General features: G+C 33.5%; 14 protein-coding genes. 7 read left to right on the top strand and 7 right to left on the bottom strand.

Annotated features, from left to right (window positions below; genetic code table 11):
* Positions 1-64: 64 nt before the first annotated feature.
* Positions 65-964, top strand: coding sequence for a phosphate ABC transporter substrate-binding protein (locus Anndu_RS11775; protein ID WP_464101384.1), 900 nt, complete (start codon positions 65-67; stop codon positions 962-964).
* Positions 965-1020: 56 nt separating this feature from the next.
* Here Anndu_RS11775 and Anndu_RS11780 read toward each other — a convergent pair whose 3' ends face one another.
* Positions 1021-1794 carry a DUF1868 domain-containing protein gene (locus tag Anndu_RS11780; protein WP_464101385.1) on the bottom strand — a complete coding sequence of 258 codons (774 nt, stop codon included), beginning with the start codon at positions 1792-1794 and terminating at the stop codon, positions 1021-1023.
* Positions 1795-1820: 26 nt separating this feature from the next.
* On the opposite strand from Anndu_RS11780, the gene holA reads away from it, so the two are divergent.
* The gene (gene holA / locus Anndu_RS11785) at positions 1821-2819 is read left to right on the top strand and encodes a DNA polymerase III subunit delta (protein ID WP_464101386.1); all 999 of its coding nucleotides are present in this window, start codon (positions 1821-1823) and stop codon (positions 2817-2819) included.
* A gap of 35 nt (positions 2820-2854) precedes the next feature.
* Here the strand turns inward: holA and Anndu_RS11790 are convergent, their stop codons facing one another.
* Together Anndu_RS11790 and Anndu_RS11795 are read right to left on the bottom strand one after the other, a co-directional pair.
* A complete protein-coding gene (locus Anndu_RS11790) occupies positions 2855-3409 on the bottom strand; it encodes an adenylate kinase family protein (protein ID WP_464101387.1) in 555 nt (184 codons plus the stop codon).
* A 75-nt stretch (positions 3410-3484) separates the two neighbouring features.
* Positions 3485-4126, bottom strand: coding sequence for an HD domain-containing protein (locus Anndu_RS11795; RefSeq protein WP_464101388.1), 642 nt, complete (start codon positions 4124-4126; stop codon positions 3485-3487).
* A 63-nt stretch (positions 4127-4189) separates the two neighbouring features.
* Here Anndu_RS11795 and Anndu_RS11800 point away from each other — a divergent pair, with 63 nt between their 5' ends.
* From Anndu_RS11800 to Anndu_RS11815, 4 genes are all read left to right on the top strand, one after another.
* Complete coding sequence (locus Anndu_RS11800) at positions 4190-4429, top strand: hypothetical protein (protein WP_464101389.1); 240 nt, start codon at positions 4190-4192, stop codon at positions 4427-4429.
* A 94-nt stretch (positions 4430-4523) separates the two neighbouring features.
* Entirely contained in the window at positions 4524-5870 is a 1347-nt protein-coding gene (gene accC, locus Anndu_RS11805) for an acetyl-CoA carboxylase biotin carboxylase subunit (RefSeq protein ID WP_464101390.1), read from the top strand.
* A 127-nt stretch (positions 5871-5997) separates the two neighbouring features.
* Positions 5998-6336, top strand: coding sequence for a DUF6972 family protein (locus tag Anndu_RS11810; protein ID WP_464101391.1), 339 nt, complete (start codon positions 5998-6000; stop codon positions 6334-6336).
* A 31-nt stretch (positions 6337-6367) separates the two neighbouring features.
* Positions 6368-6556 carry a hypothetical protein gene (locus tag Anndu_RS11815; protein ID WP_464101392.1) on the top strand — a complete coding sequence of 63 codons (189 nt, stop codon included), beginning with the start codon at positions 6368-6370 and terminating at the stop codon, positions 6554-6556.
* 64 nt (positions 6557-6620) lie between these two features.
* Here Anndu_RS11815 and Anndu_RS11820 read toward each other — a convergent pair whose 3' ends face one another.
* The 4 genes from Anndu_RS11820 to Anndu_RS11835 form a co-directional block, all read right to left on the bottom strand.
* Positions 6621-7430 (bottom strand): phosphopantetheine-binding protein, encoded by an 810-nt coding sequence (locus tag Anndu_RS11820; protein ID WP_464101393.1) that lies wholly within the window; start codon positions 7428-7430, stop codon positions 6621-6623.
* Positions 7431-7687: 257 nt separating this feature from the next.
* On the bottom strand, positions 7688-10363 hold the full coding sequence (locus Anndu_RS11825) for an efflux RND transporter permease subunit (RefSeq protein WP_464101394.1): 2676 nt from the start codon (positions 10361-10363) through the stop codon (positions 7688-7690).
* A 196-nt stretch (positions 10364-10559) separates the two neighbouring features.
* A complete protein-coding gene (lipA, locus tag Anndu_RS11830; RefSeq protein ID WP_464101395.1) occupies positions 10560-11474 on the bottom strand; it encodes a lipoyl synthase in 915 nt (304 codons plus the stop codon).
* Positions 11475-11481: 7 nt separating this feature from the next.
* Complete coding sequence (locus tag Anndu_RS11835) at positions 11482-12033, bottom strand: response regulator (protein WP_464101396.1); 552 nt, start codon at positions 12031-12033, stop codon at positions 11482-11484.
* A 377-nt stretch (positions 12034-12410) separates the two neighbouring features.
* On the opposite strand from Anndu_RS11835, the gene atpD reads away from it, so the two are divergent.
* The gene (gene atpD / locus Anndu_RS11840; protein WP_464101397.1) at positions 12411-13790 is read left to right on the top strand and encodes a F0F1 ATP synthase subunit beta; all 1380 of its coding nucleotides are present in this window, start codon (positions 12411-12413) and stop codon (positions 13788-13790) included.
* Positions 13791-13920 lie beyond the last annotated feature (130 nt).

Genomic DNA, 13920 nt, shown 5'->3' on the forward strand with positions numbered 1-13920 from the left:
AAGTAATAAGTAATAAATACTAGAATTTAATTATCAATTATCAACAATTATTAATTATTAATTTATGTCTCAAAAAAACGAAACTTTAGTTTTAGGATTGGCTTTAATTATTACTATGGGCATCTTAGGGGGAGGTTATTGGTGGTTTACTAATAAAAATCAATTAAATTCTATTAATAATTCTAATTCTACTAATCCTCCTCTTAATAACTCTAATTCTTCTTTCCCCACTCCCACTAATGTGCCTAGAGGTACAACCATCAAAATTGACGGTTCTACCAGTATGGTACAAATTAACCAAACCTTAAAAAATGCTTTTGAGCTACAGTTTCCGGGTACAACTGTTAATACTCAAGCGGGGGGATCAACCAAGGGCATTAATGATTTAATCATCGGAAATGTAGATCTAGCGGCCATTTCACGCCCTCTGAATGCTCAGGAAACTCAACAAGGTTTAGTGGCCATTCCCGTGACTCAAGATGCGATCGCGCTGGTGGTAGGTATCAATAATCCTTTTCACAAAAGTTTAACTAAATCTCAAATTGTAGATATTTTTACCGGAAAAATTACAAATTGGTCACAGTTAGGCGGTGTAAATACTCCGATTAAGGTTATAAATAGACCCTCAGTCAGTGGCACAAATCAGGCTTTTCAAGAATTGGTTTTAGGAGGGGCATCTTTTGGTCAAGGTGGGCGTTTTATTCAAATGACTCAAGACGCTACCACGCCCATTTTACAAGCATTAGGCAAGGATGGCATCAGTTATGCCACTTCCTCTCAAGTGATCAATCAACAAACAGTGAGAACAGTTGCGGTAGAAGGCTTAACCACTGAGGCTTCCAGCTATCCCTATCAGCGCACTTTATTTTATGTTTATCGAGAACCTGCTAATACAAATGTACAATATTTTTTAGGTTTTATGACCTCTCCCAAAGGGGTAGATATTATTAATAATCAAAACTAATTAATATTTAATTCCCCTCTCTGTGTGGGAGAGGGGCAGGGGATGGGGGCTAAAAATTAAACATTTAAAACAGGAAAATGATCATGACGATAATATCTGAGCATATCATCAAATTGTCTTAATTGAGCTTCTTTAATAATCAATTCAGGATAGGGATTTTCGATTAATTGATCATTGAGTTTTTCTAAAACTTCAACAATTTTTTCCCGCTCCAAATCAGAAGGAGTTTCATAAAAATAACCTAAAGTTATATGGGCAGTAAAATCATATTGTTGTTCAATTCCTAACTCAATTAATTGTAAATTTTGATAAATTGTTCGTCTTAAATGACGAATTTGCTCATAACCTTTTTCCTCAGCAGGTGCTAAACAAACAACAATTCCCCGTGTAAATAAGGTTAATCCTAATAATTGAAAATGGATCGGTTGAGAGATGGGATATTCCTGTTGATAAAGTTTAAAACTGTGGTTAATTCGTTCGCAAATTTGTTCCTCAAACTGAGAATTTTTACTTTGTTGATCGATAAATTTATTATCCCAAATTAAATCAGCAAAAGTAATATGAAAACTACTCGCAGGGATAGGAAGAAAAAAATTACTTCCTAAATTTTGTGTTAAATTTTCTTGGGTAATTTGCAATCTTTGATAAACTAAATCATTAGAAACATCATCAGCCCAAGGTGGAGCAGTTAAAGTATATCCCGGAAAAGGTACAGCCCTAATCCGATCAAACTTTGCGGATTTTTGAATATGTTGCACCTGTTGACGATGGGTAACAGAAAGAGTCATCGGGGCTACCCGATTGACGTAATCTTGATAAGTACCGTCCAAATTAATTGTCCTCCTAATGTGAAAATATGCCAATTTACTTATTTTGGGGAGACGATGACTTTACGATGTCTCAAATGATTGAGAAAAAACGTCAAGAAGTCGTTGATCCCAACTGGATTCAATTCAACTATGATAAACTTCCCGGTGATCAAGATGATGAGATCATTCAAGGATTAAATCAAATCATGACACCTGTTTTTGGAATGGGGGGAAGATTCGTCTGGCTAGAAAATACTACCCTCTGTCAAAGTTGTTCTGATTCTATTTTAACCGAATTAAGCCGAACTTTGCCTGTTATTCCTGAAAATGGCCATCTTTTATTAAGTACCTCGAAAAAACCCGATCAACGGATTAAATCTACCAAATTAATTCAACAATATGCCCAAGTTAAGGAATTTTCTTTAATACCTCCTTGGAATACCGATGGCTTGATCAAACAAGTTAAAAATATTGCCTTAGAAGTGGGGGTAAAATTAACACCTCAAGGGGTAGATTTTCTAGTAGAATCGGTGGGAAATCAAACTCGTCAATTATGGCGAGAATTGGAAAAATTAAAGTTATATAGTCATCAAAAAAATCAAGCTCTTGATCTCGATGATGTGGCTTCTTTAGTGTCTAATTCTACTCAAAATAGTTTAAAATTAGCTAGTAGTATTATTCAAGGAAATACGGGAGAATCTTTAAAAATTATTAGTGAATTAATCAGACAAAATGAACCAGCTTTAAGAATTTTAGCCACTTTAGTCGGTCAATTTCGCACATGGTTAATGATCAAATTAATGGAAGAACAAGGGGAAAAAGATGAAGCTAAAATTGCGGAAAAAGCCGAACTTTCTAACCCGAAAAGACTTTATTTTTTACGCAAAGAAATCTCCGGTATTTCAGGGGAAAAATTATTAGCCAGTTTACCAATTTTATTAGACTTAGAAAGTCAATTAAAATTAAGTTCTAATGCCTTAGATATTTTAGAAACTAAAATTATTGAACTATGTAATTTATATCAAAAAAGAAGATTTAATTATTAATACAATTATCAGAAAAATATGATTAGTTCTTAATTTTAATGTTTCAAATTAGCCATAATTTCTAATTTAACATCCGTTAAATTTTGTTCTCCATTAACTGTTAATAAATAATTTTTTTTCTCATAATATTCTAAAATAGGAACAGTAAACTGATAAAATCTGTTAATTCTAGTCTGAATTACCTCAATCGTATCATCATTAAGATTACGTTGAATTGATCTTTCTAACATCGTTTGATCACTCACTTTTAAATAAACTGCCCAGTTTAAATTTTGGTTTAAATCTTCTAATAAAAAATCTAATTCTTCAGCCTGAAAAGCAGTTCTAGGATAGCCTTCTAATAACCACCCATCGGTAAGATCGGGTAAAATTAAACGCTCTTTAATTACCTTAATTAAAATGGGATCCGGAATTAATTCACCCTTGTCAAAATAGGGCTTTATTTGATTGCCTAAATCATTTTCTTTAGCAATTTCTTCCCGCACTAAATTACCAGTAGAAATAATGGGAATTTGGAAATGTTCTGATAATCTTTGTGCTTGTGTACTTTTACCAGAGCCAGTCCCCCCCAATATTACTAATCTTACCATATTACCTCCTTAATTAAATTTATTGTCATCTTAAATTATACAGTAATGGGTCAAATTTCATCAATTAATTAATAATCAATCATAACATTTAAGTTCTTGTTTAAGATTAATTTTTGCTTGTCGTTCTAATTTTTCATAGAAAAAATTAGTTTGATAAATTCTCTCTTTTGCTAAAAATATTTCTAAGATTTCTCGCCGTTTTTGTGCATATATTTGAGAATTTAACCAAGCATATTCTTGACGAATAGCCATCATATAAATTTTATATTCATGGACGCAAGAACCTAAAATTGCTAAGTCAAGATCTAATAAAATTTTACCGTCAAGATTAGCACAAATTTGATGATTTTTGGTTAATAAAATTAAATCTTTAACTTGATTAATCAGAGCTTGATTTAATCCTAAAATAGTTAACTTTGTGACAGCAAAATCCGCACTTTTTTCCTCATTATCAGTTTTAGTAGGATCATAAATACAATCATGAAACCAAATCCCTAATTGAATCTTATAACTATTAATTGCCAAATGTTTAACTTGGTCAAATTGGCTTAACATTCTCTTAAGATGTTGACAATTATGATAAAAACGATTAACTTCAGAATAATAACTTAATAATGTTAACAATAATTCTTCTTGTTGTGATAAACTAACTTCAAAATTAGACCATAAAGAAAACCATTTTTCTTTTAATTTTTGATCAAAAAAATTATTAACCATCACTAAAATATAAAAATTTAATTAAAATAAAAACTAACTTGTTAAATTATATTTATAAAAATTATGGATGCTTTTGACCCGATCGCGCCGGAATGGACAAAAAATGCGGTTCATTCCCTTAATTTTCGTTGTCCAAGTTGTAAAGAATCCGTATCTGTAGCCCTTAAAGCATGGCTTAACCGTCAAGCGCCCGTGATCACGGATAATTATGAACGAAAATGGCAAGAATTTTATCAATGTCAATGTGAACAAGTGTGGTGGGCATGGAGTAGCGATCGCCCTCCATCACCTTTTAACAATTGACAATTAATAGAGGATAATTAACAATGATCTCAATGTTAACAATTGTTGATCATTGTAACTTTTATCAATTAATTCTAATATAAATAATCTTAAAATGAAATTCTCAAAAATTTTAATTGCTAATCGGGGAGAAATTGCCCTGCGTATCATTCACAGTTGTGAAGAACTGGGCATTTCTACCGTGGCCGTTCATTCCACCATCGATCGCAACGCCCTTCATGTGCAAATGGCCGATGAAAGTGTGTGTATTGGGCCTCCCCAAAGTAATAAAAGTTACCTCAATATTCCCAATATTATCGCCGCCGCCCTTACCCGTAACGCTAACGCTATCCATCCGGGCTATGGCTTTTTAGCGGAAAATGCCAAGTTTGCGGAAATCTGCCTTGATCATCAAATCGCCTTTATTGGGCCTTCCCCTTCCGCTATTATTGCCATGGGAGATAAATCCACCGCTAAAAAAACCATGCAACAAGCCGGAGTTCCTACTGTTCCGGGGAGTCCGGGACTTTTAAAAGATGAAGATGAAGCCAGAGAAGTAGCCAAAAAAATCGGTTATCCCGTGATGATCAAAGCCACCGCCGGAGGGGGTGGTAGGGGGATGCGCCTCGTACCCAATGAAAAAGAATTATCAAGGCTATTTCAGGCCGCACAAGGGGAGGCAGAGGCCGCCTTTGGTAATGGTGGCGTTTATATGGAAAAATTTATTGAATGCCCCCGCCACATCGAAATTCAAATTTTAGCCGATAGTTATGGCAATGTAATCCATTTAGGGGAAAGGGATTGTTCCATTCAAAGAAGACATCAAAAACTATTAGAAGAAGCCCCAAGCACCGTTTTAACCCCCGAAATGAGGGAACAAATGGGTACGGCCGCCGTTAATGCGGCCAAATCAATTAATTATGTAGGTGCGGGAACAGTGGAATTTTTAGTAGATAAACACTGTAATTTCTATTTTATGGAGATGAACACCCGTATTCAAGTGGAACACCCCGTCACGGAAATGATTACGGGAGTTGATTTAATCACCGAACAGATCCGCATTGCCCAAGGGGAAAGATTACAATTGACTCAAGATGAAGTAGTTTTAAAAGGCCACTCGATCGAATGTCGGATCAATGCGGAGGATCCCGATCATAATTTTCGCCCCCATCCGGGTAAAATCAGTGGCTATTTACCCCCCGGAGGCCCGGGCGTAAGGATGGATTCCCACGTTTATACGGATTATGAAATTCCGGCCTATTATGACTCATTAATCGGGAAATTAATTGTGTGGGGTGCGAATCGTGATGCGGCCATTATACGGATGAAAAGGGCATTAAGGGAATGTGCGATTACAGGGATTCCCACAACTATTGATTTTCACCGTAAAATCTTAGAAAATCCCGCCTTTTTAAAGGGTGATGTTTATACCAATTTTATTGAAGAACAGATGATGAAATAACAGTAGATCAAAAGTAGGGTATTGGTTAAATATCCTACTTTTGAAAACGAAAATTGAGGATGGTCTTAATTTTAGAACTCACTTTTAAAATTATAAGTTAGACTTTAAAAAATATTAATGAGAGAGAATGAATGGTATTAATTATCCTATTAAATTAGATAATAAACACATCGCCAAACATTTACCTAATACTCCTCAAATGCAACGACTTCTAAAAAAAGGACTACCTGCTCATATTTTTAAAGATTGGGAAACTTTAGAAAGAATTACTCAAGCTATTATTGAAAAAGGAGAATATATTGGTAAAATTAGAAAATATGAACGATATGGTTTATATTTTAGTGATGTAATTGGTTATAGAATTGATCCTGATGGTACAAAAATTAATCTTTATTATGGAGAGTTAAAAATCAATGAAGATAACAAATATCACGTTATTCCCAGAACAAAACCAAGTAGAGAATAATTGGCAATTTACAGAGGTTTGGCTCGATCCTATGTTAACACCTCCTTATCTACTTTTATTATTAGTTGATAATGAAGGTAAATGTCAAATTTATGATCCAGCTAAGAATTATCAAGTAATATTTTCTAGTAATGATTATGAAACAGCTAAGTTATGGTTATTAGAGGATGAATATGAACCAATTGAGGGTAGATTATCTTTAGATGAATTACTTGTTTAATTGTTATTTTGTTACAACTTGATGAGATTACATCATGGATAGCTATTGCTTCAATTATTGTTAATTAAGGTACTATTTTAGTATATATAATTTCAACAATATCTTTTACAGTTCCTAAAGTCTGTGCTTCTGAATCACTTATCTCTATATCAAATTCTTCCTCTAAACTCATTATTAATTCTGTTGCCTCTAAAGGCTCTCCGCTATAAGTTGTTAGTAGTTTTTTGTAGCTATGACTATCTTCATGATTCCATCTATAAACTTCTTGTAAAGGGGCGGAACTAAACCAGACATTACTACCTGTATAATATTTTATCGCAAATATTTTTGTTTGAAGAATTTTAATAAATAGATTCTGATCAAAAATTTCATTAGAATCTAATTCATCAAACTCATAACAATCGTAATGATCACAACATATTTGATGTATTTTCATAAAAATATCTAATTTAGTTTCATCAAAATTTAATTCTTCTGGTAAACTTTGAATAAAATTAATAGTTTTAGTTTGCTTTTCAATTTTTAGTTTTTCTTGTTCAGTTTTAATTCTGAGCTTTTCCTGTTCAGCTTTAATTCTAATCTTTTCTTGTTCAGCTTTAATTCTAATCTTTTCTTGTTCAGCTTTTTCTTTAGCTTGTATTAATTGATCTTGTATATTTACAATTCGCTGATCAATTATATCTCTAGCAAAAGAAATCGAGACTTTATAGCCACTTTGACTATAAATGTTAGTCACTACATCCCAGACAAATTCATCTTTATTTAATTCAATTTTTTCTAAATCTTTTTGAGAATTAGTTAATTTTTGATCTAAATATTTATTGATCGCAAATTTTAAAATATGGGACTCATAAGCTTGATCAGAATTAATCATTATAATAATTTAACCTCTAAAATCTTTATTACATTATATAATTTTTAATGAATTATTCACATTAGATGATAGCATTTTTTTTATTTTTTGTCGGGAGTTTGAAGTGCGATCGTTTTTGACAAATATTAAGCTATAATATCAAAAAATCAAATCTATTTTTAGAGCATAATAGTAGGGTGGGCATTGCCCACCTCATCTAAATTAAAAGGAAGAAAATGGCAAAATATATTTACCATGAAACACAAAAAAACGTAAAATTATTTTTTAGTTAATTTATGCCAAAAATCCTCTAATAAAGTATAAATAACAGGCACAACAATTAAACTTAATAAAGAAGAAGTCGTTAAACCTCCAATAATGGCCACGGCCATGGGTTGTCTCAACTCCGCACCTGCTCCCCAGCCCAAGGCGATCGGTAACATCCCTAAAATAGTAGATAAAGTTGTCATTAAAATAGGCCGTAAACGTAACACTCCCGTTTCTAAAAGTGCTGTTTGGCGATCCATTCCTTTTTGTCTTAATTGATTAGCACAATCCATTAATAAAATTGCGTTTTTATCTAATAATCCTAATAGAAAAATTAAGCCGATTAATGAAATCATCCCGAAATCACTTTGAGTAATTAATAACGCTAACATTGCCCCTACAACTGACAAAGGCAGGGATAAACCAATTACTAAAGGCTCTAATAATCGCCCAAAAGGTATTAATAAAAATAACAACATAAAAACAACAGAAAGAATTAAAGTTTTACCAAAACTGTTTAAAACACTGTGACTTTGGGCAGAATTTCCCCATCTTTCTAATTGAATATTATTAGGTAATAAAGTTTGAGTTAAATTTATTACTTGCTCAGTGGCATCACCCACAGATTTACCCTCTTGTAAATTGGCACTAATATATATTACTCTTTGCCCATTTAAACGCTCAATTTCAAAGGGAATATTATCATTTAATTGTTGGCCTGAAACCGTAATATCAGCAAAACCAGTTAATTTTTCTACTTCATTTTTAACCTTAGTTCCTGTTATAATTAGTTCATTAATATCCGTACCTAATAACGCAATTTGTAAAGGTTTTTCACTTTCAGTTTCAATAAATTGTAAATCTTCAACACTGGTAGTAACTCCCTTTATTTTTGGTAATTTTTCCCTGAGTTTTTTCTGCACTTCAAAAGTTGTTAATTGACGCTCTTTTTTTAATTTTATATAGATAACTCCTCTGGTGGGATCACCTTTACCTCCCGCAATATTATAAACAGTTTCTACCTCCGGTATTTTTAAGACTATTTCTTCTAATTTTTCCCCAACTTGACGAGTTTTTCTTAATAATAATTTTTCAGGAGTTTGGCTTAATTGATTAAGCCATGCAAATTCATTATTTTGGTCATTATTTTGCGGTTTTTGCTCCTGTTGTTGAGTCATTTCTGCGGAAAATTTAGGCAAGGGAGTTGTATAAACAAGATTAAATTCACCCCGATCTAATTGGGGAATAAAACCTTTAGGAATTAAAGGAATTAAACCAATTCCTAATAGTAAACTGATCAAAGCAATAATCATTACTGTTTTACGATGATTAAGTGACCAATATAATAGTTTACGATAGGGTTTTTCTAAAGCAAATTGAGCGAAAAACTTATTAGTTTTACTAAGTTTAATTTCTGTATTTTTTTTCTTAATTTTTAACCAATAAATTGCTAAAACGGGGGCTAAAGTTCTAGCTACTAATAAAGAAGCTAAGACTGAAGCTGATACCGTTAAACCAAAAGGTTTAAAAAATTGTCCTACTGTACCCCCCATTAAAGCTACAGGTAAAAACACAGCTACAATGGTTAAAGTAGAAGCAGAAACTGTTAAGCCAATCTCACGAGTAGCAAGTAAAGCGGCAGTTTTAGGATTTTTTCCTCTTTCTAAATGACGGGATATGTTTTCTACTTCAACGATGGCATCATCTACGATAATTCCGATTACTAAAGCTAAGGCTAAGAGGGTAATAGTTTCTAAATTGAAACCATTAATTGCCATTATAATAAAAGTAGCTAATAGAGATGTGGGAATTGATAAAGCTGTAATTAATGTTGCTTTAAAATCTCCTAAAAATGGGACAATGATAGCTATGGCTAAAATAATTGCTGACCATAAAGATTCAATGGTTGCATCAGTGGCTTCTTTAATATAATCCGCATCTGTTTGGGCTAATTTTAATTGAATATTTGGGAGTTTTGCTTGTAAATTAGTAACAATTTGATTAACTTTTTTAACTACTTCTAAAGTATTGGCCTTACTTTCTTTAATTACTTGAAAAGCGATGGCATTTTGTCCATTAAATCTGACTAAAGTTAAAAATTTACTATGGGAGGAAGCTTGACTATTTCCTAATAAGTTAACCTTTAAAACACCTGTAATTTTTTTTAATTCTGGGATAATTTTTTCCTCAGTAATTGCAGTTAATTCTCTTAAATTTTGTTCACCCTGTACTACATAACTAATAGCGGTTGATTCATTCAAATTAAAAGGCATTACTTCCGATTTTGCATCCGTTGGAAGTTGAATCTTTTTTAAATTAGTTTCAACTAAATTAGTGGCTTTTTTTAAGTTAATTCCGGGATCAAAATATAAAGTAACAATTCCCTGGCCAGGGTAACTACTGGCTGTAATTTCGTCTAAATGTTCGAGTTTTTTTAAGGTGTTTTCTAACGGGATAGTTACTTGATTTTCTGTGTCTAAAGCCGTGTTAATTTGAGCGGAAGTTTGTACCACTACCACCGGAAAAGTAATATCAGGAAATAGTGCATATTTAAGACTACTAAAAGCAAAAATTCCTGCGACACAAATACCGAGCCAAATACAAATAGTTAACCAACTATATTTAATAGCTAAACGAGATAAATTTAATTTATCTCGCCAATAATTTCGAGAAAACTTTTTAGTCATAAAATTATTATTAGATGAAAAAGCGGCTCAATCTTGCGGTAAAATACGCAATATTAAGACACACCAATTGGGTTAATGGATTTAATGATAGCCGCTCATTTTTTAAGGTTAAATTAGACTTTAATTATTAATAAAATTACTAATAATATTAAAGAATTTGAGTGTATTACTCCTCGTAGAATCTGAAAATTTAATTTTAATCTTCCCCTGCATGATAGGAACTTCTCACTAAGGGGGCGGATCTCACATGAGAAAACCCTAACGATCGCGCGATCGCTCCTAATTCCTCAAACTCTTCAGGAGTCCAGTATTTATGTACTGGTAAATGTGCTAAAGAAGGGCGCATATATTGGCCAATGGTGAGGCGATCGCAGTTAACTTCTCTCAAATGTTGCAAAGTTTCGATGATTTCTTCTTTGCTTTCTCCATGACCTAACATTAAACCTGATTTAGTGGGAATAAGGGGATTAAACTCTTTAACATATCTTAAAACATTTAAAGAGCGATCGTATTTTCCCCCCCTTCTCACCCGAGCCTGTAAACGGCGTACCGTTTCAATATTATGGTTATAACAGGCTACATCGGCCTCAACCACAGTTTTAACCCGTTGTTTTTGGTCAAGTTGGGCATTTTTGCCACTCCAAAAATCAGGGGTTAAAACCTCTATTTTTGTTTGTGAGTTATATTCCCTAATTTTCTTGATCACTTGAACAAACCAACTAGCCCCTCCATCCGTCAAGTCATCCCTCGCTACTGAGGTTAAAACCACATATTTTAAGCCTAACAATTGTACGGATTCCGCTACTTTGTGAGGCTCATCAGGGTCTAAGCCCATGGGGGCGTGGCCTTTGTCCACTTGACAAAAGCCACAGGCACGGGTGCAAGTTTGACCCATTAAGAGAAAAGTAGCTGTGTGATTAGCGTAGCATTCCCCCCGATTGGGACAACGGCCTTCCTCACAAATGGTATAAATTTGGCGTTGTTTGATAATCTTTTGTACGGTGGAAATTTCACTAGCTTTACCGAGAGGTTTTTTTAACCAAGGGGGTAAAGCCTGAATTTCTTTGCTCCATTCTAGGTTATTTTCAACAGAAATAAATTGATTGGACATAAATTTTTTATTTTATTTTTTGTTTAATAAAGCCAACCAACTGAGCTAATTGTTTTTTCAAACTCTCAATTTCATGTTGCATTTTTGCCACTTGAACATTAAGATTTTCAATTTCTTTAGCCATAGAAGAAGTATCCCCAGTTGGAGTCATTGTACCTCCGGCCGTGCCAGTGGGACGAGGATGTTTTTTCGATTTGGCGATCGCATCTCGGATCGCATCTACTAGCTGTTTTTTCTCAAAAGGTTTTTCCACAAAAGAGAAAAATTGAAAAGGCTCAGGTAATTTTTCCGTTACTTCCTCTTTGCGCCCTGACATTAACACAAGGGGAATGCTTTTATACTTATATTCCTGTTGTACCGCCTGATAAACTTCCCAGCCACTCATGCGCGGGAGCAAAAAATCAAGCATAATCAGATTAGGCTGAATTTCTTGAATTTTATTCCAGCCTTCTAAGCCGTCTTTGGCTTCGATCACCTCAAAACCGGGGGGTAACATATCCTTTACCCGCATCCGAATAACTTTACTGTCATCAATGACTAAAACTTTTTGTGTGGTCACGGTTGTTTCCTTAAACTAAACAAGATAAATAAATTTTGACTATTATTGTAGAATAAATCTCAGTTTTTCTAATAAACCCGTTGCAAAAGCTTTGATTTTCAGTCTACTGGCAATATTGTAAAGGATGTGAGTTCCCTGTTGGGAAAAGTGATCGTCAATTAAAGCTAAAAATTATCAATTGACAATTGACAATTGACCATTAGTTAAATCACAATTTAAGGCTTTACTCATTTTATTTTTCCTCACAATTCTCAAAAATATCATAGATTTTTTAATGATTAAAAACTATTTGATTTTAAAAATTAACAATTATTTTTAGTTTTTGCTTCTTTTCACATTTTAAGCCTCACTAATAAAAGCAATTGAAATATTAAAATATGGAACGATCAACAGATACAAATATAGGTAAAATTTCCAGTGTAAGAGGTAGCGTTATTTCTGCTATTTTTCCTCAAGAATTACCCAAACTTTATCATCAATTAGTCACAGGTGAAAATCAAAATATTATTGTTGAAGTTACTAAACATTTAGACGAAAAAACCATACAAGGAATTGCTTTAACTCCCGTTCAAGGATTAGCTAGAGGTGACATCATTATTAATACAAATAATACCCTACAAGTGCCAGTAGGTAAAGAGTTATTAGGGCGAATGTTTAATGTTTTTGGACAAACAATTGACCAAAAACCGCCAATTTTAAATGCTCAATGGCGTTCCATTCATCAACAACCCGTTTCCCTCGATCGCCAAGTTACAAAATCAGAGGTATTAACGACAGGAATTAAAGCAATAGATATATTAGCTCCGTTAGAAAGGGGAGGAAAAGCGGGTTTATTCGGAGGAGCAGGAGTAGGAAAAACTGTTTTAATTACAGAAATGATTAATAATATGGTAACTCAATATGAGGGAGTAAGCTTATTTTGTGGAATTGGAGAAAGATGTCGGGAAGCTCAAGAATTATATCAAGAAATGAAAAAAGCTGGAGTTTTAGATAATACTGTGATGATTTTTGGTCAAATGAACGAATCGCCTGGGGCTAGATTCAGAGTAGGACACGCCGCTTTAACGATGGCCGAGTATTTTCGAGATGAAGAAAATAAAGATGTTTTATTATTAATTGATAATATTTTCCGATTTATTCAAGCGGGTTCTGAGGTTTCAGGCTTAATGGGCAATCTTCCTTCAAGAGTAGGCTATCAGCCCACTTTAGCCACAGAATTGGCTCAATTAGAGGAAAGAATTTGTAATACAGCATCAGGGGCTATTACCTCTGTACAAGCGGTTTACGTTCCGGCCGATGATTTTACGGATCCGGCGGCGGTACATACCTTTTCCCACCTTAGTGCCACCATCGTTTTATCCCGAAAAAGAGCTAGTGAGGGTTTATATCCTGCGGTGGATCCCCTTGCCTCAGCTTCAAAAATGCTTTCTCCCTACGTTGTGGGGCAACGTCATTATCAGATCGCAAAAGAAATTCGCAGTACTTTGGCTAATTATGAGGATTTGAAGGATATTATTGCGATGTTAGGTTTAGAGGAATTATCCCAGAGCGATCGACAAATTGTTTACCGAGCCAGACGTTTAGAACGATTTTTAACTCAGCCTTTCTTTTCAACAGAACAATTTACGGGGATGCAAGGAAAATTAGTGAGTATTAATGAGGCTTTAGAGGGTTGTGAACGTATTTTAAATGATGAATTTAGCGATCGCTCTGAAAGAGAGTTATATATGATTGGTAATATTAATGAAGTTAACTAAAATTAGTTAAAAAAACAAGTTTAATAGTTTTATTATTGATTATTTGTCACAAGATTATATTATATGAATATATGATAAAAAGTTAGATATTTTTACTTTGTAAATATAAATAAATAATTATCAAGAAAGA

Source organism: Annamia dubia NIES-4383, assembly GCF_055394725.1.